At 73.1% G+C, this 24,416-nt stretch carries 26 protein-coding genes and 1 riboswitch; of the genes, 12 read left to right on the plus strand and 14 right to left on the minus strand.

All coding sequences use genetic code 11. The annotated features are described in order from the left end of the window. Positions 1–270: 270 nt before the first annotated feature. The 4 genes from thrS to OHN19_RS20790 all read left to right on the plus strand — a co-directional run bounded on the left by thrS (position 271) and on the right by OHN19_RS20790 (position 4,231). Positions 271–1,485 (plus strand): threonine--tRNA ligase, encoded by a 1,215-nt coding sequence (gene thrS, locus OHN19_RS20775; protein WP_330265636.1) that lies wholly within the window; start codon positions 271–273, stop codon positions 1,483–1,485. Between the two features lie 79 nt (positions 1,486–1,564). Next, a complete protein-coding gene (locus OHN19_RS20780; RefSeq protein ID WP_330265637.1) occupies positions 1,565–2,527 on the plus strand; it encodes a nucleoside hydrolase in 963 nt (320 codons plus the stop codon). 125 nt (positions 2,528–2,652) lie between these two features. Next, positions 2,653–3,645, plus strand: coding sequence for a winged helix-turn-helix domain-containing protein (locus tag OHN19_RS20785; protein WP_330265638.1), 993 nt, complete (start codon positions 2,653–2,655; stop codon positions 3,643–3,645). Positions 3,646–3,736: 91 nt separating this feature from the next. Beyond that, positions 3,737–4,231 (plus strand): hypothetical protein, encoded by a 495-nt coding sequence (locus OHN19_RS20790; protein WP_330265639.1) that lies wholly within the window; start codon positions 3,737–3,739, stop codon positions 4,229–4,231. On the opposite strand, the gene OHN19_RS20795 is transcribed toward OHN19_RS20790, so the two are convergent. Further along, positions 4,218–5,336 carry a HoxN/HupN/NixA family nickel/cobalt transporter gene (locus OHN19_RS20795; protein WP_330265640.1) on the minus strand — a complete coding sequence of 373 codons (1,119 nt, stop codon included), beginning with the start codon at positions 5,334–5,336 and terminating at the stop codon, positions 4,218–4,220. The genes OHN19_RS20790 and OHN19_RS20795 overlap by 14 nt on opposite strands. A 26-nt stretch (positions 5,337–5,362) precedes the next feature. Continuing rightward, positions 5,363–5,551, minus strand: a riboswitch (cobalamin riboswitch). A gap of 81 nt (positions 5,552–5,632) precedes the next feature. On the opposite strand from OHN19_RS20795, the gene OHN19_RS20800 reads away from it, so the two are divergent. Continuing rightward, positions 5,633–5,980 carry a metalloregulator ArsR/SmtB family transcription factor gene (locus OHN19_RS20800; RefSeq protein ID WP_330265641.1) on the plus strand — a complete coding sequence of 116 codons (348 nt, stop codon included), beginning with the start codon at positions 5,633–5,635 and terminating at the stop codon, positions 5,978–5,980. A 29-nt stretch (positions 5,981–6,009) separates the two neighbouring features. Here the strand turns inward: OHN19_RS20800 and OHN19_RS20805 are convergent, their stop codons facing one another. The 3 genes from OHN19_RS20805 to OHN19_RS20815 all read right to left on the minus strand — a co-directional run bounded on the left by OHN19_RS20805 (position 6,010) and on the right by OHN19_RS20815 (position 7,893). After that, positions 6,010–6,420: a PIN domain-containing protein gene (locus OHN19_RS20805; protein ID WP_330265642.1), complete on the minus strand. Its 411-nt coding sequence runs from the start codon at positions 6,418–6,420 to the stop codon at positions 6,010–6,012. Beyond that, positions 6,420–6,638, minus strand: coding sequence for a type II toxin-antitoxin system VapB family antitoxin (locus tag OHN19_RS20810; RefSeq protein WP_330265643.1), 219 nt, complete (start codon positions 6,636–6,638; stop codon positions 6,420–6,422). Before OHN19_RS20810 ends, OHN19_RS20805 begins: the two co-directional genes overlap by 1 nt. Positions 6,639–6,933: 295 nt before the next feature. Then, the gene (locus OHN19_RS20815; RefSeq protein ID WP_330265644.1) at positions 6,934–7,893 is read right to left on the minus strand and encodes a DMT family transporter; all 960 of its coding nucleotides are present in this window, start codon (positions 7,891–7,893) and stop codon (positions 6,934–6,936) included. Between the two features lie 114 nt (positions 7,894–8,007). Here OHN19_RS20815 and OHN19_RS20820 point away from each other — a divergent pair, with 114 nt between their 5' ends. Beyond that, on the plus strand, positions 8,008–8,571 hold the full coding sequence (locus OHN19_RS20820) for a helix-turn-helix domain-containing protein (RefSeq protein WP_330269662.1): 564 nt from the start codon (positions 8,008–8,010) through the stop codon (positions 8,569–8,571). Positions 8,572–8,655: 84 nt separating this feature from the next. After that, positions 8,656–9,429: a hypothetical protein gene (locus tag OHN19_RS20825; protein WP_330265645.1), complete on the plus strand. Its 774-nt coding sequence runs from the start codon at positions 8,656–8,658 to the stop codon at positions 9,427–9,429. A 125-nt stretch (positions 9,430–9,554) separates the two neighbouring features. Here OHN19_RS20825 and OHN19_RS20830 read toward each other — a convergent pair whose 3' ends face one another. The 5 genes from OHN19_RS20830 to OHN19_RS20850 form a co-directional block, all read right to left on the minus strand. Beyond that, positions 9,555–10,292, minus strand: coding sequence for a GAF and ANTAR domain-containing protein (locus OHN19_RS20830; protein ID WP_330265646.1), 738 nt, complete (start codon positions 10,290–10,292; stop codon positions 9,555–9,557). 57 nt (positions 10,293–10,349) lie between these two features. Further along, positions 10,350–11,264, minus strand: a complete 915-nt coding sequence (locus OHN19_RS20835) for a GAF and ANTAR domain-containing protein (protein WP_391195622.1) — start codon at positions 11,262–11,264, stop codon at positions 10,350–10,352. Between the two features lie 542 nt (positions 11,265–11,806). Next, on the minus strand, positions 11,807–12,580 hold the full coding sequence (locus OHN19_RS20840) for a TIGR03943 family putative permease subunit (RefSeq protein ID WP_330265647.1): 774 nt from the start codon (positions 12,578–12,580) through the stop codon (positions 11,807–11,809). After that, positions 12,577–13,590 carry a permease gene (locus tag OHN19_RS20845; protein ID WP_330265648.1) on the minus strand — a complete coding sequence of 338 codons (1,014 nt, stop codon included), beginning with the start codon at positions 13,588–13,590 and terminating at the stop codon, positions 12,577–12,579. Before OHN19_RS20845 ends, OHN19_RS20840 begins: the two co-directional genes overlap by 4 nt. Before the next feature lie 120 nt (positions 13,591–13,710). Next, complete coding sequence (locus OHN19_RS20850) at positions 13,711–15,057, minus strand: helix-turn-helix domain-containing protein (protein ID WP_330265649.1); 1,347 nt, start codon at positions 15,055–15,057, stop codon at positions 13,711–13,713. Between the two features lie 90 nt (positions 15,058–15,147). On the opposite strand from OHN19_RS20850, the gene OHN19_RS20855 reads away from it, so the two are divergent. Then, positions 15,148–15,354 carry a hypothetical protein gene (locus OHN19_RS20855; protein WP_330269860.1) on the plus strand — a complete coding sequence of 69 codons (207 nt, stop codon included), beginning with the start codon at positions 15,148–15,150 and terminating at the stop codon, positions 15,352–15,354. Between the two features lie 260 nt (positions 15,355–15,614). Here the strand turns inward: OHN19_RS20855 and OHN19_RS20860 are convergent, their stop codons facing one another. Next, the gene (locus tag OHN19_RS20860; protein WP_330265650.1) at positions 15,615–16,163 is read right to left on the minus strand and encodes a tellurite resistance TerB family protein; all 549 of its coding nucleotides are present in this window, start codon (positions 16,161–16,163) and stop codon (positions 15,615–15,617) included. Between the two features lie 276 nt (positions 16,164–16,439). Here OHN19_RS20860 and OHN19_RS20865 point away from each other — a divergent pair, with 276 nt between their 5' ends. Further along, positions 16,440–17,675, plus strand: coding sequence for an amidohydrolase (locus OHN19_RS20865; protein ID WP_330265651.1), 1,236 nt, complete (start codon positions 16,440–16,442; stop codon positions 17,673–17,675). 94 nt (positions 17,676–17,769) lie between these two features. Here the strand turns inward: OHN19_RS20865 and OHN19_RS20870 are convergent, their stop codons facing one another. Further along, positions 17,770–18,957 (minus strand): hypothetical protein, encoded by a 1,188-nt coding sequence (locus OHN19_RS20870; RefSeq protein WP_330265652.1) that lies wholly within the window; start codon positions 18,955–18,957, stop codon positions 17,770–17,772. Between the two features lie 70 nt (positions 18,958–19,027). Continuing rightward, entirely contained in the window at positions 19,028–20,266 is a 1,239-nt protein-coding gene (locus OHN19_RS20875; protein ID WP_330265653.1) for a PP2C family protein-serine/threonine phosphatase, read from the minus strand. Positions 20,267–20,381: 115 nt separating this feature from the next. Here OHN19_RS20875 and OHN19_RS20880 point away from each other — a divergent pair, with 115 nt between their 5' ends. Further along, positions 20,382–20,813: a hypothetical protein gene (locus OHN19_RS20880; protein WP_330265654.1), complete on the plus strand. Its 432-nt coding sequence runs from the start codon at positions 20,382–20,384 to the stop codon at positions 20,811–20,813. Between the two features lie 66 nt (positions 20,814–20,879). Here OHN19_RS20880 and OHN19_RS20885 read toward each other — a convergent pair whose 3' ends face one another. Further along, positions 20,880–21,398: an SH3 domain-containing protein gene (locus OHN19_RS20885; RefSeq protein WP_330265655.1), complete on the minus strand. Its 519-nt coding sequence runs from the start codon at positions 21,396–21,398 to the stop codon at positions 20,880–20,882. 129 nt (positions 21,399–21,527) lie between these two features. On the opposite strand from OHN19_RS20885, the gene OHN19_RS20890 reads away from it, so the two are divergent. Then, positions 21,528–22,355: a hypothetical protein gene (locus OHN19_RS20890; protein ID WP_330265656.1), complete on the plus strand. Its 828-nt coding sequence runs from the start codon at positions 21,528–21,530 to the stop codon at positions 22,353–22,355. Here the strand turns inward: OHN19_RS20890 and OHN19_RS20895 are convergent. Next, entirely contained in the window at positions 22,264–23,592 is a 1,329-nt protein-coding gene (locus tag OHN19_RS20895) for a PLP-dependent aminotransferase family protein (RefSeq protein WP_330265657.1), read from the minus strand. The genes OHN19_RS20890 and OHN19_RS20895 overlap by 92 nt on opposite strands. Before the next feature lie 75 nt (positions 23,593–23,667). On the opposite strand from OHN19_RS20895, the gene OHN19_RS20900 reads away from it, so the two are divergent. Further along, complete coding sequence (locus OHN19_RS20900; protein ID WP_330265658.1) at positions 23,668–24,414, plus strand: alpha/beta hydrolase; 747 nt, start codon at positions 23,668–23,670, stop codon at positions 24,412–24,414. Positions 24,415–24,416 lie beyond the last annotated feature (2 nt).

A 24,416-nucleotide genomic window follows, 5' to 3' on the forward strand; every position in this document is an offset into this window, starting at 1 on the left:
GGGCCGCTACTCCGGGGCGTCCCCGACACGTGGGCCGCCTTCACACGGTCCCTGCGTCAGCCCCACCCCTGAAAACCCGTCGCGCTACGCCTTCGGCACCCCCTACCCTCACCCCATGCAGCGCGCCCAAGCATTCCCGTCGATCACGACGACGCCGGAGCAGGTCCCGGCGCGCTGACCGCTGACGCAGTCCGAAGCCCCGGGGCGAGTGCCCCGGGGCTTCGTCGTTCCCGCCGGTTCCTCGCCCCCCCATGAGCGAGGGAGACCCCCGTGCACGACCACCGCCGACTCGGCCGCGAGCTCGACCTGTTCGACACCGACCCCCTGATGGGCGCGGGGCTGCCCTACTGGCTGCCCGACGGGGCCGTCGTACGGCAGGTGCTGGAGGAGTACGTCAGGGAGGTGGAGCGCGCCGCCGGGTACCGGCACGTGTACTCGCCCGTCCTCGGCAAGCGGGAGCTGTACGAGATCTCCGGGCACTGGGACCACTACAGCGACGACATGTTCCCGCCCATGCGGCTGGGCGGTGAGGAGGTCGTGCTGCGTCCCAGCCTCTGCCCGCACCACGCCCTCATCTACCGGTCCCGCTCGCACAGCTACCGCGAACTACCGCTGCGGATGGCCGAGTTGGGCGGCATGTACCGCTCCGAGCCGTCCGGTGTCCTCGGCGGCCTCACCCGCGTCCGCTCCATCCAGCTCAACGACGCCCACATCTTCTGCACCCTGGACCAGGCCGTGGAGGAGGCCCGCGCCGCCCTCGCCCTCATCCGCCGCGCCTACGACGACCTCGGCATCCGGGCGAGCCGGTACCGTCTCTCGCTCCCGGGCGAGGGCGGCAAGTACGTAGCCGACCCGGAACTGTGGCGCCGCGCCACCGCCCTCCTCGAGGACGTACTGGACGGCGTCGCGTACGAGTCCGCCGAGGGCGAGGCCGCCTTCTACGGCCCCAAGATCGACGTCCAGATCACCGACCCGGCAGGACGCGAGTCCACCCTCTCCACCGTCCAGATCGACTTCCACCAGCCGGAACGCTTCGACCTGCACTACATCGGCCCCGACGGCGGGAAACACCGGCCGGTCATGGTCCACCGCAGCGTCATCGGGAGCGTGGAGCGGGCGGTCGCCCATCTCGTCGAGGCGCACGGCGGCGCGTTCCCGGTGTGGCTCGCGCCCGTGCAGCTCGTGGTCCTGCCGGTCGGCGACGGGCAGGAGGAGCGGGCCCATGAGGTCGTACGACAGGCGCTCGCGCTCGGCATCCGCGCCGAGCTCTCCGGCCCCGGCGACGGCACCCTCGGCGCCCGTGTCCGCGCCGCGCGCCTCGTGCCGTACCAGGCGGTGATCGGGGAGCGGGAGGCCGACGCGGACTGCGCGGCCGTACGACTGCGGGACGGCCGCAGGCCGGGAGCCGTACCGGTGGAGGAGCTGCTGCGAAGGATCGCCGCCCGGGCCGGTGATCGCGGGGCCGAACTGTGGGCGGCTGCGTAAGGTCGGGGGCGTACGCCCGTGACCTACGCGCGTGACGTCGTACGCCCGTGACGTAGGCCCGTGACGAAAGGACCCCGCCGTGACCGGTCAGCCCATCCCGGTGATCATCGACTGCGACACCGGTGTCGACGACGCCCTGGCCCTGCTGTTCGCCGTACGGCATCCCGGTATCGACCTGCGCGCGGTCACCTGCGTCGCCGGGAACACCGATGTCGACGGCGTGGTCCGCAACACCCTGACCGTGCTGGAGCAGGCCGGGGCCGGGGACATCCCGGTCGCCCGGGGTGCCGAGCGGCCGCTGATCGAGCCCGTTCGCACCGCACAGCACGTGCACGGACTCGACGGCATGGGCGACCTGGGGCTGCCCGCACCGACCCGGGTGGCGGTGGACGTGGACGCGGTGACCCTGCTCCGGCGGGAGATCCTCGCCTCGCCCCGGCCGGTCACCCTGATTCCCACCGCGCCGCTCACCAACATCGCGCTGCTGCTCCGTACGCACCCCGACGTGGTGCGCAACATCGAGCGGATCGTGTTCATGGGCGGTGCGGTGGCGACCGGGAACGCCACGCCGGTCGCGGAGTTCAACGTCTGGCACGACCCGGAGGCGGCCGCCGTCCTGCTCACCGCCGGGGTGCCGATCACGATGTACGGCCTGGACGTCTTCGAGCGGGTCATCGTCCCGGCCGCCGACGTCCAGCGGCTGCGGGCGAGTGCGGAACCGTCCCTGCGCATGGCCGGTGAACTCCTCGCCCACCGCGACCCGGCCACCACCGGCGACCCCACCCCCACCGGCGGCCTCGGCGACGCGGGCGCGGTCTGCGCGGTCGTCGACCCGGGCGGCCTGACCACCGAACTCCTGCCCGTGGAGGTGTCGTTGGCCCCCGGACCGACCCGCGGCCAGACCGTCGTCGACCGCCGTCGGCGCCCCGGCGAGTCCGAGATCCACGAGGGCGAGCGCGAAGTGACCCTCGTCGACGTGGGGTTGGGCGTGGACGTGGAGCGGTACGTGAAGCTGTGGCTGACGGCGGTGGAAGGGGTCTAGCCGGGCCCCAGCCGTGCCGACGGCAGGGGTGACCGAATGCCCCCTTGCCCCGGCACCCCGGGCTCGGTCAGTGTCAGGGAGCACCGCCGTCCACCCGATGACCGACCACCATCGGAGAACTCCCCATGCTGCGGGTGCACTTCACCGCCGACGACCTCGCACGCGTGCGGGTGGCCGCCGCCCCCGACCCGCTCTGGGAGATCACCAACAGCTTCCAGGCGCTGGCCGGGCAGGACGCCCCGCTGCTCTTCGGCGACTGGCGGCGGCTGGTCCGCGCCCGGCTGCGCCCGGCGCACGCGCTGCTCGCCGCCCTGCTGCCGGCGCGCGGCTACACACCGGACTTCCTCACCCCCCACCTCGACGGCCGCTACGACCTGGAGGACGCCGTCGACACCGTGCTGCGCACGCCCCGTACCGCCCTGCGCAGGGACCTGACCGCGTTCGCCGCCTCCCCGCGCCGCACCCGCCCGCTGCCGTCCGAGGCCCGCGCCCTGGCCGACGGCGAACCCCCGGCGCTGCGCCACCTGGGCGCCGCCCTGCACGGCTACCACCGGCACGCGCTCGCCCCGTTCTGGCCGCACATCCGGGCCCAGGTGGACGCCGACCGGGCGGTCCGGGCCCGCGAGGTGCTCGAAGGGGGGACCGACGGGCTGCTGGCGAGCTTCAACCCCGTGCTGCGCTGGCGGCCGCCGGTGCTGGAGGCCGACTACCCCGTCACGCGTGAACTCCGGCTCGGCGGGAGGGGGTTGCTGCTCCAGCCGTCCCTGTTCTGCCTGCGCAGACCGGTCACGGTGGCCGCACCGGAGCTGACGCCGGTCCTCGTCTACCCGATCCAGCCGGCCCTCGGCTGGGTCCGCCCACCCGGCCGCCCCACGCCCGGCGGGGGCCTCGCCGCGCTCGTCGGCCGGACCCGCGCGGCGATCCTCGAGGAGACCGTGACCGGCCGTACGACCGGCGAACTCGCCCAGCGGCTGAGCATCTCCGGGGCGGCCGCGAGCCAGCACACGGCGGTCCTGCGCCGGGCCGGCCTGCTGTTGAGCGTGCGCCGCGGCAGGCATGTCGTGCACACCATCACCCCGGCGGGGCGAACGCTGCTCGAAGGGACGGGCTCCGTTTAAGGCAGGGCTTCAGGGAGTGGCGGGGGACGACGGGCCGAAGTCAGCCTGTGGGCACGAGGGATGTCCTTTTCCACAGGGGGTTCGACACCACATGCGTGACGTACGACGACCTTCACTGCTCGCGGGCATCGGTGCCCTGGGGCTCGCGCTGGCGGCCGTGTGCACGGCGGCACCCGCCGGCGCGGCCCCGGACAACCGCGACTTCCGGCAGGTCCTGACCATGCCGGCCGCGCCGCCCGCCTCGGCGCTGCCGGCCGGGGCCGCCGCGGAGCCGCCGACGGCCTGGCCGAAGCCCAACAAGATCCTGCACGTGGCCGCGCGTGAGTCCATCACCTGCGAGAGCGGCAACCTGTGCACCGCGACCTGGGACGCCACGCGCGGCGACTACGTCGTCTACTACTTCTACTACTGCGACACCTACACCCTCTCCAACTGGGTCGGCACCGGCTCCTACCGCAACTCCCAGACCGGCGGCGTGACCGCGCGCTTCAACGGCAAGGACGGCGGCACCGTCACCTCGGTCGGCCCCGGCGGCAGCAGCAACAACTACAACTGGAGCCCGATCTGGTCCATCAGGAACTGCTGACGCCCCACCGCTGCTCGACTTTCGCCAGCCGCCAGTAGGCGATCGCCGCCGCCCACACCACCACGAACAGTCCGACGATGACGTAACCGACGTTGTCGAGATCGATCTCGGCGATCCAGGTGGTGAGGGCGTCGGTGAGGTCGAACTTGTCGTGCAGCACGCCGACCAGCTCGATCGTGCCGATGAAGAAGGCGACCGCGATGGACAGCCCGGTGATGGCGAGGTTGTAGAACACCTTGCGCACCGGGTTGGAGAAGGCCCACTGGTAGGCGAAGTTCATGAAGGTGCCGTCGAGGGTGTCGAACAGGCTCATCCCGGCGGCGAAGAGCAGCGGCAGGCACAGGATGGCGTACCAGGGCAGCCCGGCCGCCGCCCCCGACCCGGCCATCACCATCAGCGTGACCTCGGTGGCGGTGTCGAAGCCGAGCCCGAAGAGGAACCCCAGCGGGAACATCTGCCCCGGCCGGGTGATGGACTTGGTGAGGCGTCCGAGGATCCGGTTCATGAACCCGCGCGAGTCGAGATGCTGCTCCAGCTCCTTCTCGTCGTACGACCCCTCCCGCATCGCCCGGAAGACCTTCAGGATGCCCACCAGGGCGACCAGGTTGAGGGCGGCGATGAGGTAGAGGAAGGTGCCGGAGATCGTCGTACCGAGGAACCCGAGCACCTGGTGGGTGCTGGAGCCCTCGTTCATCACCTTGCCGGCCAGCTGGGTGCCGCCCGCGATGAGGGCGGCGAGCAGGACGACGACGCTGGAGTGCCCGAGGGCGAACCAGAACCCCACCGACACCGGCCGCTTGCCGTCGGCCATCAGCTTGCGGGTGGTGTTGTCGATCGCGGCGATGTGGTCGGCGTCGAAGGCGTGCCGCATGCCGAGGGTGTAGGCGGTGATGCCGAGTCCCACGCCGAAGGCCTTGGTGCCGACCTCGTAGTGGGCGGGGACGACGAGCAGGAAGAGAATGCCGAAGGCGACGACATGCAGGGCGGCGATCGCCGCGAGCAGTCCGACGGTCTTGACGGTGTCCTCCCGCCGCCAGCGGAAGCCTCCGGCGGTACTGGCCCCGGTGGCGGGGGCGGCGGCCTTGGACAGGGCAGGCTCGGTCATACGGTCAGCTCCAACACCTCGTGGATCAGTTCCTGACGTGCCGTGGCCGGTCTCCTGGCTTACGGGTCGTGCGTGTCCGCGCCTGCCTTCCCAGTCGTACGACCAGTGGCTTCGACAGCACGGACACTTCCCGATCACAGTGGCGAGGGCCGCGCCGGTCTGGACCTTGAGGGGTCGTCACCGGCTTCCCGAGCACCACGGCCCGCCCACCGTAGGGCGTGCCGGCCTCCCCTGCATAGCTGCGCACCTGCGCAGGTATGGAAGATCACATAGTGCGGCCTGCGAGGATGACCCCCATGCACCTCGTCCCGGCCGACCGAGCCGACCGCCGCAGCATCGACGGACACCGGGTGTGCGACGCCATCGCCGCGATCGGCGACCCGGGGGACGTCCGCACCTGGTCCGACCGCTTCGCCCTCCTCGCCGACCCCAACCGCCTCTCCCTCCTCCTCGCCCTGCACCGCACCGGCCCCCTCGCGGTCTCCGACCTCGCGATCGCAACGGGCATGAACGACCCCGCCGTCTCCCAGGCCCTGCGTCTGCTGCGGGCGGCGGGGGTCGTGGCGGGCGAGAAGGAGGGACGGGTGGTGCGGTACCGGGTGGTGGACGAGGCGGTACGGGGGTTGCTGAAGCAGGTGTCCTGACGGGGCACCCTCAAGTGGCGCTGCCGTACTCAGACGACGTCGTGGATGTTGTGCTCGCGGAGGTCGGAAGCGTGCCGGGCGACGGCTCGGTAGTCGGCGTCGTCGTGGAGGACGGCCAGGCCGTGATGGGCCGCGGTGGCAGCGATGACGAGATCCACCGCTGAGGCACTGCGATGCTCCCCGGCCTGGGCCATACGGCGTTGCGTCGAGCTGATCCAGCGCCCCGCGTTCTTCGGTACCGACACATCCGGGTACAGGTCTGTGAACATCTCGGCGATCTCGTCGTACTCGCGTCCGTTCCGGGCGCTGTGGAGGAACTCCGCACGTTGCACGTAGCAGGATGCGACGGCCCCGGCGTCGATCGCGTCGTACCAAGCCGATTGCAGTTTGGGATCCCGGAGCAGCCGGACCAGGCCTGACGTGTCGAGCAGGTAGAGCATCAGTTGTTCTTCTCCGCCTGGTGCAGGCGCTCGGCGTCCTCGACGGCACCCCACTCACGTGCTCGCTCGAAGTGCCGGCTGATGCGCGCCGCACGCTCCTGCCGCTCGGCGTAGAAGTTCAGGGCGAGGTTGACCGCTTCTTTCTTGGTCCTGACCTTGGCCAGGCTCATGGCGCGTTCCAGGGCGTCGTCGTCGATGTCGATCTGGGTCACGGACATGTCGCCCACCCCTCTCCGATGTGGGTCATGTACATAGAAGAATACGTTACCAACATTGACGCCAACTGGACTCCCACACCGCCCAGCACGGAGAGTATTGGAGTGCCAACCCGTCACGGGTGGATCGGTGGCAGCTTTCGGCGTTTGGGGGTGCCGCGGCCGTTCCGGGAGGTGCGCCGGCCAAGCGCCACCAGGATGTAGCCGGGGACGCTGACTGCCACAACGCAGAGGGCGAGGATGACGCCGAGTGGTTGGCGGTCTCCGGTCAGGGATCCGGTGGCGCGTATCAACTCGCCTACTCCGACGGCCAGTAGACCCCAGCCTGCGAGGGTGCTCGCGTTTGGGAGTGGGCGGCTTCGGTCTGGTCCTTGGGGGAGTTCGGCGTACGAGAACTCGCGCCGCGCACCAGCCCCACCGCAACCAGAGCGACTCCCAAACCCAGTGCCGTCTGCATCGTGAAGGGCTCGTCGAACATCGCCGCTCCCCAGACCGCCGTCACCGGGGCCATCAGGAACATCAGGGTGTTGACCTCGGTGACTCCGGAGCGTTGGAGGACGAGCCAGTAGAGGCCGTAGCCGCCGAACGTGGAGAGGGTGATCAGCCAGGCCGTGGCGAGCCAGAAGGAGGCAGACACCGGTGGGGTCGCGGTCCCGGTCATGAAGGCCATCGCCGTGAAGACCAGCGCGCTCGTCGTGCAGTGGACCGTCATCGAGACGGCCGGGGTCACCTGGGTGCGGGAGCGGCGGTCCAGGAAGGTCGCTGCGACCAACGAGAGCATCCCTGCGAACGGGACCACGTACGTCCACCAGGCCACGCCACGCGTCGCGGCCGCGTCCGCCGTCGTGACCAGGGCGACTCCCCCCAGGCCCAGACACAGGCCCAGCCACTGGCGGGGGGAGACGTACTCCCTCAGCAGCGGGCCTGCCAGTGCTCCCGCGACCAGCGGCTGGGTGCCGTCGATCAGGGCCGTCGTACCGCTGGAGACGCCCAGCTGGATGGCGTAGTAGACGGTGAGCAGGTAGCCGCTCTGGGAGAGCAGGCCGATCACCGCCTGGCGGGTGAGGTCCCGGGGGGTCAGGGAGCGCCACGCCGACCGGCCCCGCCGGTGTACGGCCGCCCCGGCCAGGACCGCCGCCAGTGGCAGGAAGCGCCACATCAGGAGGGTCGTCGCGCCGGCGTCCTCCGTGCCCAGCTTGGCGCCCACGAATCCCGAGCTCCAGCACAGGACGAAGGCCGCGGAGAGCAGGACGTTCATGGGAGTCACCACCCGTGACTAGACAGATCTGTATACGTCCTTGCCTCCACCACTATACAGATCGGTATAGTTGAGAGCGTGGGAGAGGAAAATTCGCAGGTCCGGCGCATCGTCATGACCCCCGGCGCGCGGCGCGCGCTCGCCGCCGCCTCCCGGCTGTTCTACGAGCGCGGCATCCACGCGGTCGGCGTCGACCTGATCGCCGCCGAGGCCGGGGTGACGAAGAAGACGCTCTACGACCGGTTCGGCTCCAAGGAGCAGATCGTCGTCGAGTACCTCGCTGACCGGGACGAGCGCTGGCGGGCGTATCTCCTCGAGCGACTTCAGCAGTTGGAGGGGGCGGGGAGCGTCGAGCGGGTCCGCCTCGTCTTCGACGCCTCCCGGGCGTGGATGGACGACAACAGCCCCAAGGGGTGCGGCATGGTCAACGCCCACGCCGAGATCAGCGACCCCACGCATCCGGCGTACGCGGTCATCACCGGCCAGAAGCAGTGGATGCTGCGGCTCTTCACCGACCTCGCCCCCGCACAGGCCCACGCGCTCATGCTGCTCCACGAGGGCGCCATGGTCGCCCACGGCCTGCGCGTCTTCCCGGCTCCGATCGAGTACGCCCGCGATCTGGCCGTGGAACTCGTCGAGCGGGAGGGGGACGGGCAGCAGGAGGGGGAGAGGGAGTGACCCGTGGCGCGGAGCGGGCGGTTCCTTAACCCGTACGGCCCGGACCGCTGGTGACCTCCCTGAACCCGGTGATCACTTGGAGGCATGACCCCGTCCCGTGTCCCCGCCGCCGCGTTCGCTCTCGCCACGCTGCTCGGCGCCACCGCGTGTTCCGCCCTGTCCACCCCGCCCACCGCTCCCAAGCCCCCGATCACCCGGCCCACCAGCGCGGCCCCGGCGTCCCCGAAGGCGTCCGCCGCCTCCTCCGCCCTCACCGAGGAGATGGCCCAGGCCGCACTCGTCACGGACGCGGACCTCGGTGAGCCCTGGGCGCCCACCCAGGGCACCGCCACCTGGCACGACGGGGTGCTGAAGGCGAAGGCGGACAGACCGGGCTGCCAGCGGTTGCTCGACGCCCTGTACGCGGACGAGCTGTTCGGGCCCGACGCCCAGCAGCGCGCGGTCATCGGGCTGGACGACGAGTGGAACGGGGCGCAGCTGAGGTACCAGGTGCTCACCGGGCGGCCGGCCGAGATCGACAAGAGCCTGGGCTGGATGAAGGGGCTTCCGCGGAAGTGCGGCCAGTTCGCCGCCACCACGGTCACGGGTGCCGTCTTCGGCGTCCAGGTGTCGGACGCGGAGGTGCCGGAGACGGGGAGCGCCCGGCAAGGGCTGCGCGTACTGCTGACCGGCGAGTCCCCGGACGGTGAACCGGTGACGCTCCGGCTGGACGTGGCCGCGGTCCGGGTCGGGGAGGACGCGATCAGCGTGACCAACGGCGGCTTCGGGGACGTCCTGACGGACGCCACGCAGACGGCCGTACAGCTGGGCGCGCAGCGGCTGACGGAGATCAGGAAGCAGGGGCGGGTGCAGGTCTGAGCGGTCGGAGCCAGTGAGGCACCGGAAGCCGTATCAAGCGACCCAGACCAGTGAGGCACCGGGAAGCCGTACTGAGCGACCGGAACCCGTGAGCCACCGACCCCCGTGAGCCGCCCCCGCGGCGGTCACGACAGGCGCGGCTGCCTGGCCACCACGTCCTCCGGCGCGAGGCTGCGCTCGGCCAGGGCCCTCGCCACGGCCGTCAGGGAGCGGCCTTGCTGCTCCGCGTGCCGGCGCAGCAGCTCCAGGGCCTCGCTGAAGGAGATGCCCGCGTACTCCGCGAGCAGTCCCCTGGCCAGCTCGACGCTCGCCTTCGCGGAGACCGCGGCCTGGAGCGAGGTGAGCAGGTCGTGCGGGCGGCGGGCCTCGGTGGGCCAGTGGGTCAGGGTCAGCGCGGCCACGTCGCTCATGCCCTGGGCGACGGCGAGGTCCTCGGTCGGCAGGGCGTCGGCCTCCCGCTTGAGGAGGGACACCGCGCCGATCGGCCGGCCCTCCAGCCGCAGCGGCAGCACGTGCACGGAGACATAGCCGGCCTCCAGCGCCTGCGCCGTGTAGCGGGGCCAGCGGGCCCCCTCCCGCAGATCGTCCGCGGCGACCACCTCGCCGGTGCGGAAGCAGTCGACGGACGGCCCCTCCTCCTGCTGCACCTGGAACAGGTCGAGCAGGAGGAGGTCGTCGTCGGAGGCGACCATGTTCCGCAGCGCGCCCCGCGAGTCGGCCATCACCACGCCCACGGCGTCGACGGCCAGCAGCTCGGTGCAGTGCCCACCGAGCCGGGCGAACAGGTCGAGCGGGTCGAAGCTCGCCGGCAGGGTGTCCGCGAGGTCCACGAAGGCGCGGGTGAGGCGCAGTTCCCGGTTCATCCAGGCCTCCTCACGTCGGCACGGCGCCGACGCGCCGGTCGTCTTGCCCCGGACTTGTCAGTCACGCTCGAACTTCTTCCTGTGCCAGACCACGTCGCGCGCCACCTCGACGGCGGTGCGGTTCTGCGCGAAGGCGTGGGCGCGCAGCCGCGCCAGCGCCTCGTCGGCGCCGACGTCGAGCTGCACCATGATCATGCCGACCGCCTGGTAGACCTCGTCGTAGTCGGTGGCCAAACCGCTCAGCCAGGGCTCGTCCGCGTCGGAGCCATTCTCCTCCCCCTGGGGAAGGGCCATCAGGGCCACCGTCATGACACCGGCCACAAGTTGCGCGGTGCGCAGGTCACCGGTGGCGAGGGCGCCGGGCGTGTCCCGGTACAGGTCGAGGGTGCCCACGCACACGGCGTCGTTGCCGAGCGGCATCGAGTAGACGGCCCGTACCCCGGCGGCCGTCGCCTCCTGGGCGAAGACCGGCCAGCGCCGGGCGTCCCGGCCGTTGGTCAGGTCGTCGGCGAGCACGGGGGCGCCGATCGTCGCGGCGTACACACAGGGGCCGTCGCCGAGGGTGGCCTGGATCTCCGAGAGCCGGGCGGCCTGGGCGCTGCTGGCGCTCAGCTGGACGGGCATGCCGTCGCTGCGCAGGGAGACGCTCGCGCCCACGACGGGCAGCAGACGTACGGCGACCTCGCAGAGCCGGCCCGGGATCTCCCTGGCGTCCGCGCCCCGGACCCCGTCCGCGATCAGGTCGGACGCCCGCGCCCGGTCCTTCTCCTGTTCCCGTTCGGCGTTCTGCCCCGACAGCCGCAGGTCGTCGCCGGACACGTGACGCGAGCCGGAGCCGTCGTCCGGTCCGGCGGACAGACCCGAGCCATCGCCCGGTCCGGCGAACGGATCGGGGCCGCCGCCCGCTCCGGGGAACGGACCGGGGTCGTCGCCGGGGGCGTCGCCGCGGTCGTCCTTCGGCCGCACGGCCACCGCCTCCTTCGATCAGCGCGGCCACTGTCCGCCATGGCTCCCTGAGCGCGCGTCACGACTCATGACGGACCCGCCCGGAAGCACCGCCCGGCTACCCCTGGGCCCCGGGACCAAACGCCGCGCCGCCCCGGCCCGCCCAGCGGCGGGTCAGGCGGCGACAGGGGCCGTACGGAGGGCCACGCCCTCGTCCTCCGTGGTCCGTGGTCCGGGCCGCCGGTTACCCCCCTGCGCTCTTCACAGACCGCACATCGGTTCATTACGGTCGACGGTGACGGTCAGGGAGCGGCCGCACAGTGTCGAACTGTGCCGGAGCCGCCCATGTCCCAGCCCGTGTCTCGCATGCCTCCCCGCCCGTCCCCCTGCACCGTCCGCACCCCACCGCCGCCCTGACCGGCGCCAGGCTTCCGTCCCCGTGTTCCGCGACGCCGACCGGGGCGTCTCCCGCCGTCCCGCGCGGGCCGGGGGCCTCCGAGGAGGACCGCGCGAGGGGAGCCGCGCGTCCTCACCCGGGCGGCCGGCACCGAGGTGTCGGCCGCCCGGGTTCAGCGCTTCTCGTACGGGTCCGCCGGCTGCCCCACCCGCTCGACCGCGCTCGCGTCCACGACCGGCGGCCACGCGCTGTCGGTGCCGAGTCGTCCCTCGGGGTGCCAGGTGCCGGTGACGGTGACCCAGGTGTCGACCGGTGGCGCCCCGTCCGCGGCGCCGCGCACCTCGACCTTGCTGGTGGTGGCGTCGGCGGCGCAGCAGGTGACGAACAGCCGGGTGAGGTACCAGGTGCCGTCGTCGCCGTGGGTCACGAACCCGGTCATGCGGACCGTACGGCCCCTCAGGGAGCGCCCGCTGTCGTAGACGGCCCGCGAGCTGAACTCCCCGAGCGTGAGCTCGACCGGGTTCCCGGCGGGCAGGGCCGGGAAGGTCCCGACGCCCTGCGCGGCCCGCTGCGCCGCCTCCCGTTCGGCGCTGTAGGAGCCGAGGGCGGGCGGCGGGAAGAGGAGCAGGGCGAGGGCGGGGAGGGTGAGCAGCCAGGCGACCCGGGGTCCGGCGGCACCATGACTGTGCCCGTGACCCGCGTCGGGGCCGTCACCGTGCTCCACGTCATGCCCGTCGCCGAGGCTTGCCTCGTGACCCACCTCCCACCCAGTCCGCCGTACGACCGCCATCGCCGCCCCCAGCAGCACCAGCGCCCCGCCGGACACCACCAGGTACGGCCGCAGCCCCGCTTGCACGTACCGCAGGTACAGCTCGCCGAAGAGGGAGATCCGCAGGACGGCCGCGCCGACCAGGGCGAGCAGGAGACAGGGGACGTAGCGCCTCACAGCAGCCACCACCCCACGAGCACGCTGCTGAGGACGGCCACCGCCCAGGTGGCGGAGGAGAAGCGGACGGCGAAGGTCCGGCCGAAGGTGCCCGCCTGGAGCGCGATCAGCTTGAGGTCGACCATCGGCCCCACGACCATGAACGCCAGCCGCGCGGTGGGCGGGAAGCCGCTGAGCGACGCCGCCACGAACGCGTCGGCCTCGCTGCACACGCACAGCACGACCGCGAGGACGGCCGACAGCGGCACCGACAGCCAGGCCGAACCGGTGAAGAGGTCGAGCACGGAGCGCGGCACGGTGATGTTGAAGGTGGCCGCGGCCGCCGCGCCGAGGACGAGGAAGCCGCCCGCGTGCAGGAAGTCGTGCTGGAGGCCGGCGCCGAAGGCCCGCAGCCCGCGGGCGGACGTACTGCTTGATCGTTTCGGCGGTCGCAGCCACTCCTCGCGGCCGAACCGGGCCCACAGCCAGCCCATGACCACGGCGGTGGCGAGGGAGGCGACGAGTCGGCCGAGGACCATCGCGGGCTGCCCGGGGAAGGCGATGGAGGTCGCGACCAGCACCACGGGGTTGATCGCGGGCGCGGAGAGGAGGAAGGCGAGTGCGGCCGCCGGGGCGACCCCGCGCCGCATCAGGCTCCCGGCCACCGGGACGGACGCGCACTCGCACCCGGGCAGGACGACTCCCGCCGCGCCGGCCATCGGTACCGCGAGGGCCTGGTTGCGCGGGAGGAGCCGGGTGAAGACGCGCTCCGGGACGAAGGCGCCGATCGCCGCGGAGACGACCGTGCCGAGCAGGAGGAAGGGCACGCCCTGGACGGAGACGGCCGTGAAGACGGTCCACCAGGCGGCGACGGGCGGGGTGTAGAGGTCGAGCGCGAGGGTGGGGCCGAGGACCGAGGCGACGGTGACGACGGCGAGGAGCGCGGCCCCGCCGAGCAGGACGTACACGAGCACCCGTACGCCGAGCACGACGAGCCGCAGCCCGTCGGCCACCGTCCTCTCGTTCGCCACGTCGCCCGCCCTGCCCGCCCTCCGATGTCCCGCGCAGGCTAACCGGGCACACCTGTGCACAACCCCGGAATCAGCACAGAGGGGGCTGTGCGGGCACGGACCTGGTAACGGCGCCGGGCCTCAGAGAGGGGGCTGGGCCGGCGCGGGGCCGAGGGTCGTCGTGCCGGGGGCCGTGCGGTGGCCGAGGCCGGTGCGGTACGCGTCCAGGGCCGCCTCGATACGGCCCGTGCGGCGGAGCAGGTCGCCCAGGAGGCGGCACAGGTCGGCCAGGTCACCGGCGGCACCGGCCCGCTCCAGCAGGCTCAGGGCGCGGACGTAGTGCTCCTCGGCGGCCTCGGTGTCGCGGGCGTCCTCGGCGATGATGCCGAGGAGGCGGTGGGCGGCGGCGGAGTGCAGGGCGCCGCGCTCGGGGCTGAGGTCGCTGAGCACGTCGTGCAGCAGGGCGGCGGCCTCCTCGGACTTGCCGCGCCGGTGCAGCACGTCGGCGAGTTCGACGGCGGCCTGGCTGGAGTAGAGGGCGGCCCGCTTGGCGGAGTGCATGGCGAGGGCCTGCCGCAACTCGTCCTCGGCGCGCTCCAGTTCGCCGTTCTGGGCGTAGACGTAGCCGCGCATCCAGTGGCAGTTGGCGAGTTCGGTACGGAGCTGGAGCTGCCGGTAGAGCTCGGCGGCCTTGGCTAGGGAGGCGTCGGCCTCGGCGAGGCGGCCCTCGGCGAGCAGGGTGCGGGCGACGGACCGGTGCATGCGGGCCACGAGGGCGGGGTCGCCGGACCGCGGGGCGAGCGCGAGGGCGAGTTCGGCGGCCTGGGCGGCGCGGGCGTGGGCGCCCATGTCCATGTAGGGGCCGATGACGCTGGCGTAGAGCAGGAGCAGGGCGTCGGGGTCGTGGAGGCCGCCGCGGTTGAGTTCGTCGAGGGTGGACTCCAACAGGTAGACGGAGTAACGGAGTTCACCGGCGAGGTAGTGGGAGAGGGCGCGGCCGCGCAGGGCCGGGACCCGGGCGGGCAGGGGGACGTCGTCGCCGAGGGCCTGCTCGGCGCGCTCGAAGTACTGGCGGGCGGCGCCGAGTTCACCGGTCTCGACGGCGCACTCCCCGAGTCCGAGCAGGGCGGCGGCCCGCACTTCGGCGAGGCCGAGTGCGTCGGCCTCGGCGAGGAGCCGGGCGTACTGCTCGGCGGACTCCTCGGCCTCGCCGGTGGCCAGGGTGCGCTGTGCCTCGGTGAGGCGCAGGCGCAGATCGGTGACGAGGTGGGCCGGGCGGCCGGTCGCGAGTTCGTCGAAGCCGACGCCGAGGCGGTCGGCGAGGTGCCTGAGGGCGTCGTCGGAGGGGCGCACCCGGCCGGACTCCAGGGTGGAGATGTAGGCCGGGGTGTAGGCCGGTTCGGCCAGCTGTTTCTGGGTGAGCCCGCGTTCGACCCGCAACTGCTGCACCCGTCGCCCGATGACACCCGGGTCGTCCCGCTCCGACATGGCCAACTCCCCTAGCCCCTCTTGCCGTTCGGCTCCCGCAGCCCCTAGGTTAAACGGCGTATTAACCGTGCTTAATACGCTCCCACCGTCATGGACACTCACCGTCACCGCTGCGAGGTCGCCGTGCTCGAACGCACCAGCACCACCGCGCGCTACACCAGGGGTTTCGCCGCCGCGGTCGTGGCCGTGGCCACGCTCGTCCTGGCGGCGAACACGGGGCCGGCGAAGGCGTCGGGGGAGCGGCCGGCCGAGCAGGCGAACCAGGTCCAGCACATCACCGACCCCACCCAGGACTGACCCCGGCCCACCCCGGTCACTCCCCGTCGGCCTCCTGGCCGAGCATCATGTCCTTGCGGTCGATGCCTCACTGGTCGGTCCAGGTGCCGCTGTGACTTGGTGACGCGGGCGGGGGCTCATCACCATGACGAACGTCCCGTCACTGATCTCGTTTGCGGCCCGGCGCACGGGTCGGAAAACCGCCCTTCTCCGTGTGCCGCCCCACCGCCGTCGGTCGGCTGGTGGGGCGGCATGGGCTGTTCGAACGGCAGGCGGGACGGTCAGAGCTGGAATTCCGCCGGCTGGAGGCCGAGCGTCGCGCAGGCCTCCCTGAGGATCGCCTGCTCGGCCTGGGAGAAGTGGCCGTCCGCGCCGGCGATGACGATGCCGGTCTGGATCACCGCGCGCGCCTCGGTGGGCTTCTTGGCGGCCTTGGCGATCTCCTGGAGCGCCTCCGCCTTGCCCTGCGGGAAGTTCCGGGTCAGCTGGTCCACGTGCTTGTGGAAGCGCTGGCGCAGCTGCTCCGGCGGGAAGTTCTGCAGCACCTCGTTGCCGAGGATCAACGACTCCATCTGCTGCATCTCGGACGCGTCCACCTGCCCGTCGGCGGCGGCGACCAGCGCGCACATCGCCATGCTGGCGTCCCGGTACGCGCCGCTCTTCAACTCGGTCTTCAGGGAGCCGAGCTGGGTCTTCAGCACACCGACGAGCTGGGCCCGCGAACCGCCGCGCGAGCCGCCGTGCCCTTGCCCACCGGTCGTCGTGCCGCGCCCCTGGGCCTGCTGCTGGAGGTTCTTGGCCTGGTCCTTGAGCCGGTCGAACAGTGCCATTGACGTCACCTCGGTACTCGTTGAGTGATCTCACCCCGTCAACGGACACGCCGAAGCAAAGGTTCCACCAAGTGACGCCGGCCGATCCTCCGGTACGCCGCGGCGCCCTGCGCCGGCCCGCCGTGCTGCCGGACCACGGCCAAGGCCGCCGCCAGTCCCGGACCAGCCGGGTCCGGCGGCGTCCCCACCCGAGCCCCCGCCACGCCCAGGACCAGCAAGGTCCGGCGCCCGACCCGAGCCGTACCGATGCCACCGCCCCCCGCCTACGCTGCCCGCATGACCTCCACCGCCGCCCGTGTCGCCCTGGAACTCACCGCCGATCTCCCGGTCCCCGGTCTGGAGGAGTTCTACCGGGATCTGCACCGGCACCCCGAGCTGTCGTTCCAGGAGCACCGCACGGCGTCCCGGCTCACCGAGCGGTTCGAAACGGCCGGGTTCGAGACGGTCCAGGGCCTCGGCGGCACCGGGCTCGCGGGTGTGCTGCGCAACGGTGACGGGCCGACCGTGCTGCTGCGCGCCGACATGGACGCACTGCCGGTCGAGGAGCGCACCGGGCTGCCGTACGCCTCCGAGACGGCCGGGGTGATGCACGCCTGCGGGCACGACCTGCACGTGACCTGGCTCGCGGGGGCGGCGAAGGCGCTCGCGGACGGGCGGGACGCCTGGTCCGGGACGCTGGTGCTGGTCGGGCAGCCCGCCGAGGAGACCGGCGGCGGGGCGGCCGCGATGGTCGCCGACGGGCTCTACGACCGGGTCCCGCGCCCGGACGTGCTGCTGGGCCAGCATGCGGCACCGGGCCCGGCCGGGCTGTACCCGCACGTGCCCGGCCTGATCATGTCGGCGACCACGGACGTGGAGATCGTGGTGCACGGCCGCGGCGGTCACGGCTCGCGCCCCGAGACGACCGTCGACCCGGTGGTCACGGCCGCCTACATCGTCACGCGGCTCCAGACGGTCGTCAGCCGGGAGGTCAAGCCGCGGGAGCCCGCCGTCCTGACCGTCGGCCGGATCGAGGCGGGCACGGCCCCGAACATCATCCCCACGACGGCCCGCATCTCCCTCAACCTGCGCACCCAGTCGGAGGCGGTCCGGGACCGGATGCTCGCCGCGATCCGCCGGATCGCCGAGGGCGAGTGCCATGCGGCGGGCTGCCCGCGCGAGCCGGAGGTGACCCTCGGCGGCTCCTTCCCGGTCACGGTCAACGACCCCGAGACCGACCACCGGGTCGCCGCCGTGCACCGCGAGGTCTTCGGCTCCGGCACCGTCTTCGACCCCGGCCCGGCGATGGGCAGCGAGGACTTCTCCCTGCTCGCGCTCGGCGAACTCCCGTACTCCTACTGGTTCGTGACCTCCACCCCGGCCGCGGTGTGGGACGCGGCGCCGGGCGAGGACCTGATGGAGAAGTTCGACGCGGTCCCGAGCAACCACAGCCCGCACTTCGCACCAGACCTGTCCGTGGTCGCGCCGGGGGTGCGGACGCTGGTGTCCGGGGCGCTGGCGTACCTGGTCTAGAAGGCTGCGGCTGGAGGACTGTGGCGGGAAGGCTGCGACCAGACGGTTGCGGCTGGAACACTGCGACCAGACGGTTGCGGCTGGAACGCTGCGACTAGAAGGGCGTGGCCTGCAACTCTCGCAGCTGCTTCTGCACGTTCTCCAGCGCGCCCGGACGGCGGCCCGGGACGCGGGCGCGCAACTGGGCCAGCAGGACGCCGAGTTCCTGGGCGCGGGCCTTGTCGCGGACCTGGCCCCACTGGTGGTGGGCCCGGTCGACCGCCTTCTCCACGGCCGACGAGTCCGGCGCCTGCCCCGCGGCCAGCCGGGTCTCGGCCACCGTGAGCCAGATCCGGCAGCTGCGCGCCGAGTCCCTGGCGAACATCGCGAGGTCCGCGCGGACCTCGGACCAGTGCAGGGCCTGCTCGGAGGCGGGCCCGTGGCTGCGGCTGGCGGCCTGCTCGTGCGTCAGGGCGAGCGCGTCGGCGTCCTGGTGCCGGCCGGCCTGCACGGCGGCGGTGACCTGGACGTGCGGGTCCTGCGGCTGGGGAGGACTCGCGGCCGGTGCTTGAGGGACCTGGTCCGCGCCCACCGGCCCGGCCGGCGTGTGCGGACGAGGCCGTTCGGGCCGGTACGGGGGTCTGGGGGCGAAGCCCCCGGGTACGGCTACCGGAGCGGGCGGCACGGTCAGCACCACGTCCCCGTACGCCTCGGGGCCCAACCTGGTGAACGCCTGCTGATGCAACTGCTCGACCGGCGGACGCCACCCGCTGCGCAGGATCGTCGCGATCGTCTTCATGTACGACGGTCCCGCGACCCGGCGTCGGGACGGCGGCGGCGCGATCCGACCGAACACCGCGTTGTTGCGCCCGGAGTCCAGTGCGTGCGTCCGCAGCCAGCCCCACGCCTCGGCGTCGGCGTGCAGGTCCAGGAACAGCGTCGTGGAACCCGGCGACCGCAGCCGGAACTCCTCGCGGATCCACTGCCAGGGCAGCGCGGTGTAGCGGACGGTGGCGGGGGTGGTGCGGGCCAGCGCGAGGTGGGGCAGGTGCTGGCGCCGGTCCAGGGCGAGTTGGCCGGCGACGAACACGGTGAGCGGGCCCGGGGTGGCCGCGACGGCCCGCAGGCGGGTCAGGACGGCCTGCGGTTCCAGGGGGTCGGCGAGTTCGACGACGTTGGCGGTGTCGGTGCCGGCGAGCACGGCGGGCGGCACGGCCGCGAGGACGGGAAGCACGGACGCCGCGTCCACCAGACAGCTCTTGCCCACCGGTGAGGCGGCGAGCAGCAGCACGGTCCCGGGCATCGGTCCCTCCCCATCCCCCGTCGATCACTTACGGCAGCACGGTAACCGCTGCGGCTGCGGAGGGGAGTTCTCAGGACGGCAAACGTCCCTTTCCTGCCCGCTCGTCGCCCCTGCGCACCGACGCATCCCTCCCGCCCCGCCCCCGCTCCTCCACCCCCCACCCCGGCTCGTCACCCCCGCCCCGCCCCCGCTGCTCCGCCCTGCGTACCGCGAAGACCGTCGTGTCGTCGAGGAGTCGTCCGCCGCAGTGGTGCAGGGTGCCGTCGCGTACGAGGTCGACCAGGCGGCGGGGTTCGACGGCGCGCGGATCGGCGGCCAGGGCGCGGGCCACCTCGTCGGCGAGGGCGTAGAACACCCCGGCGCCGTCGCGGGCCTCGGTGACGCCGTCGCTGGTCAGCAGCAGGGTCTCCCCGGGGGCGAGCGGGACCCGGCACACGGGCGGCGGGCCCTCGGCGGACAGCGCGGCGAGGCCCAGCGGGAGTCCGCCGTCGGCGAGCAGTGGCCGTACCCCCGACGGGCCGACCACCAGGGGCGGTTCGTGTCCGAAGACCATGGCCTCCACCCGGCCGGTGTCGAGGCGGGGGAAGCCGAGCAGGACGGCGGTGGCGAAGCGGTCGCCGTCGTCGCGGCCGAGCGCGGCGATGTGCACGCCGTGCCGCCGCACCCGGATCTCCAGCCGCTCGGCGACCGTCGCCAGCTCCGCCTCGTGGTACGCCGCCTCGCGGAAGGTGCCGAGCAGCGCGGCCGCCGCCTCGACCGCGCCGAGCCCCTTGCCCTGCACGTCCCCAACGAGCACGCGCGTGCCGTGCGGGCCCGGCTGGATGTCGTAGAAGTCGCCGCCGACGCGGGCCTCGCTGTCGGCGGCCAGATACACCTCGGCGTGCTCCAGACCGCCCCACACCGGCGGCAGCGGACGCAGCACGGTACGGCGGGTGGTGTCGGCGACGTCCCGCATGTGCAGCATGCTGCGCTCGTCGCGGAGCCGGATCGCGCAGGCCAGTACGGCGAGGACGCCGCCGACGGCGACGAGCACGAAGTCGGGCAGCCCGGACCGGTAGCGGTCCGGCCAGGAGCTGTCGGCGACGACGTAGGTGACGAGGGCGAGTACGGAGAAGGCCGCGGTTCCCGGTACGGAGCAGATCGCCGCCGCGATGCCCGGGACCAGCACGACCCAGGAGATCATCCGGAACTCGGCGCCGGTCCGGAAGTCGATCACGGTGATCGCGACGAGCAGCACCAGGGGCGGCAACCAGGCGATGCTGCGGCCCCCGCGGACGCGGAGCATCTGCCCCCGGCCGACACCGCTCATGGGGCCAGCGAAACACGGGGGAGGACGGGCCGCCATTCGACTTGCCAGGGCCCCTGTCCAGGTGTGCTCTGGTAGGCGGGGGCGTATCGGGGGGTGGAGAGAGAGGAGTGCTCCCATGGCTCATGCGGCACCCAGGGGCGGCTTCGCCCGGACAACACCCGACGTGTTCAGCCCGCGGGTCCACCTCGCGGCCCGGTACGGCATCCCCGTCGTGCTGGGGCTGGTCTACGGCTACTGGGCCGCGGCCAACCGCAGGGACGGCGGCCCCATCACCGGCTGGAACATCCTGTTCGGCTTCGTGACGGCGTTCGCGTTCATCGTGCTGTGCCTCGCCGTGGCGACGTTCGCCCCGCTGCTGAAGCGAGAGCTCCACTCCGGCGTCAAGTCCGGCTTCGCCGGCGCGGCCGTCGGGTTCCTGTACAGCCAGACCGGGGAGAGCGTGCTGCGGTCGGTGGCCCTGGGGCTCGCGGTCGCGGCGGGCATCTTCGTGGTGTTCTTCTACCGCTACTACACGCACGAGGACGGCGAGGGGAACCGGATCCGCTGACGGCACAGCGGCGGGCCCCGGCCGGTTTCCCGGCCGGGGCCCGCCCTTTCCCTCATCCCGTTTCCCTCAACCCGTGGACCCGGTCACGGTCCACGTCCAGGAGCCCGAGAAGTCGAAGGTCACGGAGCCCGAGGCCGCCCAGGAGTCGGAACCGGAGCTCCAGTCCGGGTCGTTCCAGTCGGCGTTGTTCCAGGTGTCGTTCTTCCATTGCGGACACGGGTCCGCGCAGGTCGGCACATGCCGTCCGGCGGTGTCGACGAACGCCGCGCTGACCCAGCCCTCGGCACCGGTGAACCAGTACCAGTACGGGTTGCCGTTGACGCTCTGTCCGCGGACCATGCACTCGATGCGGTCCTGACTGCCCGGTGCGAGCCGGTCGACGACCGCGGAGTGGGTGGTGGGCGCGTCCCGCACGTTGAGCGCGGTGCGGGAGACGATGGTGCCCCAGACCGGACCGCCGCCACCGTGGCCTTCGGCGTGGGTGGGCGGGGCTGCCGCCGCGAACGTGCCCGCCGCCGGGACGGCGAGCGTTCCGCCGGTGAGCAGGGCCACGGCCAGGGTCCGCAGGGCCGTAGTGGTGCGCATGGATCGGCCTCCTTCTCCCCGGTTCCCCCTTGATCCATGAGACACCCGTTCGGGTGAACCCTCCACCGGAAGGCCTAATCCGCAGCTCCACGGCTCGCGCGGGCCCCTTCGGCGGCCTTGCCTTGAGGGGTGACCTCCCGTGTCCGTGGCGCCCTGTCGGCCGCCCTGATCGCCGTGGCCTGTCTGCTGGTGCCCTTCGGCGCGCTGGCGGCCTGGGCGGCGTACGGCCTCGCCGATCCGGGCCGGTACGTCACCGCGATGGCACCGCTCGCCGCCGACCCCGCCGTACGGGACGCGATGGAGGACGAGGTCGACGCACCGCTGCGGCCCTTCGTGCACGACTTCGCCCGCACCCCGGCCTTCCCCGCCGCGTGGGACGCCGGCAACCGGGCCGTGCACGACGCCGTGTTGAGCGCGCTGCACGACGACAGCCGGCGCACGGTGACCGTCGACCTCGCCGAGGTGGAGCACCGACTGGCCCACGGGCACACGCAGTTGGACCTGCCCCGCACCAGGATCGCCGTGCTCCCGGCCGCCGAACTCGACCGCCTCAGGAAGGGCTACGACGTGCTCGAAGTCGCCGGTTTCTGGCTGCCCGTCACCGCCGCCGTCCTCGCCGTCACCGGGATCGCGGTCGCGGCCTGCCGCCGCCGCGCCCTCACCGCGACCGCCCTCGGCACCGCGCTCGGCGGCGCGCTCCTCGGCCTCGCGGTGGCCGTGGGCCGCCACTTCACCCTCACCGACCTGCCGGACCCGGTGCACCGCCCGGCCGCGGGCGCCGTCTACGACGCGCTGACGGCCACCTTGCGCACGGTGTCCTGGCTGCTGGTGGCCGTCGGTCTGGCGGTGGCCCTGACCTGCTGGCTCACCGGTCGCTACGGCTCGCCGCGAGCCCGGCGAGGGCTCGCAGCGCCCGTTCCAGATCCGGCACCGGAGCCGACGCGAGCCCGAGCCTGACCGCGTCCGGGGTGCGGTGCGGCCCGACGGCGAAGGACGGGCCGGGTGTGAGAGCGATGCCGAGGGCCGCGGCCGCGGCCGTGAAGGTCTCCGCCCGCCAGGGAGCGGGGAGTCGCCACCAGCCGTAGTACGCGCGCGGATCGGACCGTACGGCGAACCCGTTGAGGCACTCGGCCAGCAGCCGCTGCCGGTGCGCCGCGTCGGCCCGCTTCGCCGCGACCAGCCGCGCCACGGTCCCGTCCGCGATCCACCCCGTCCCCGCCTCCAGCGCGAACCGCCCCGCGCTCCAGCCGCCGGAGCGGACGGCGTCGGCCACCGCCTCCCTGCGCGGGCGCGGTACGACGAGCAAGCCGACGGTGAGTCCGGGCGCGACCCGCTTGGAGAGGCCGTCGACGACGTGGGTGAGCGCGGGGGCGAGGGCCGCGAGCGGGTCGTCGGCCTCCGCGAGGAACGACCAGATGCGGTCCTCGACCACGGGGAGGTCCAAGTCGGTGACCGTGCGGGCGAGTCGGCGTCTGCGTTCGGCGCTCATGGTCACGGAGGTCGGATTGTGCAGCGTCGGCTGGACGTAGAGGGCCGACAGGGGGGCCGCACGGTGGGCGGCGGCAACCGCGTCCGGGAGCAGGCCGTCCGCGTCGGTGGCGAGCGGGACCAGGGTGATGCCGAGGCGGGCCGCGATCTCCTTGACCACCGGGTAGGTCAGCTCCTCCACGCCGACCCGGCCGCCGGGCCGCACCAGCGAGGCGAGGGAGGCGGCCACGGCCTGGCGGGCGTTGCCGGTGAACAGGATCCGGTCCGGGTCCGGGCGCCAGCCCGGGGTGGCCAGCAGACCGGCCGCGGCCTCACGGGCGGCCGGGGTGCCGTCGGCGGCGGCCGGACGCAGCGCCTCGGTCAGCAGGTCGGGGCGCAGCAGGGGCGCGAGCGTGCCGGTGAGCAGCTCGGACTGGCCCGGTGCGGACGGGTAGTTGAGCTCCAGGTTGACCGGCGCCCCCGCGTCCTCGATGAGCCCCTTGCCGGGCCGCACCGGCACCCCGGCCCGCACGAAGGTGCCGCGCCCCACCTCCCCGACGACCAGGCCCCGCCGGACGAGTTCGCCGTACGCCCGCTCCGCCGTCGAGGCGGCGATCCCGTGCCTACGGGCGAACTTCCGCTGCGGGGGCAGCCGTTCGCCGGGGCGGAGCCGGCCGGCCGTGATGTCGGCGGCTATGCGGTCGGCGATACGCCGGTAGTCGTGCACCCGAACCCCCTGTGATTGCACCGAAGGCAAAGATTTTATTGCACCGAGGAAGGGGGGCTGCCTAGGGTCGGCGGCATGACGGCGATCCCCCTGGTCCTGGTGCACGGCCATCCCTTCGACCACACGATGTGGCGCCCGCAGATCGAGGCCTTCTCCGCCTCCCGCCGCGTCCTCGCCCCGGACCTGCGCGGGTACGGCGCCTCGCCGGGCGAGCCACCGGTGGAGCGCTTCGAGGACTTCGCCCGGGACGTCGAGGCCCTGCTGGACGAACAGGACGTGCCGGCCTGTGTGCTGGCGGGCCTGTCCATGGGCGGCCAGATCGTCATGGACTGCTACCGGCTCTTCCCCGAGCGGATCCGCGGCCTGGTCCTCGCCGACACCTTCCCGGCCGCGGAGACCCCCGAGGGCGTGACGGTCCGGCACGCCATGGCGGACCGGCTGCTGCGCGAGGGCATGGCCGGGTACGCCGACGAGGTGCTGGAGAAGATGGTCGCGCCGTACGCCCCGGACGAGGTCAAGGCGCACGTCCACGGCATGATGACGGCCACCCGCCCCGAGGCCGCCGCGGCCGCCCTGCGCGCCCGCGCCGCGCGCTCCGACCACCGGGAGCTGCTGCCCCGCGTCACGGTCCCGGCCCTGGTGGTCGTGGGCGCCGACGACACCTACACCCCGGTCGCCGACGCGCGGGCGATGCACGCGGCGCTCCCGGACTCCCGGCTGTGCGTCGTCGAGGGCGCCGCGCATCTGCCGAACCTGGAGCGGCCGGCCGAGTTCAACACCGCGCTCGGGGAGTTCCTGGCGAAGGCCGACGCCCGCTCGTAGGC

Source organism: Streptomyces griseorubiginosus (assembly GCF_036345115.1).
Lineage (GTDB): Bacteria > Actinomycetota > Actinomycetes > Streptomycetales > Streptomycetaceae > Streptomyces > Streptomyces griseorubiginosus_C.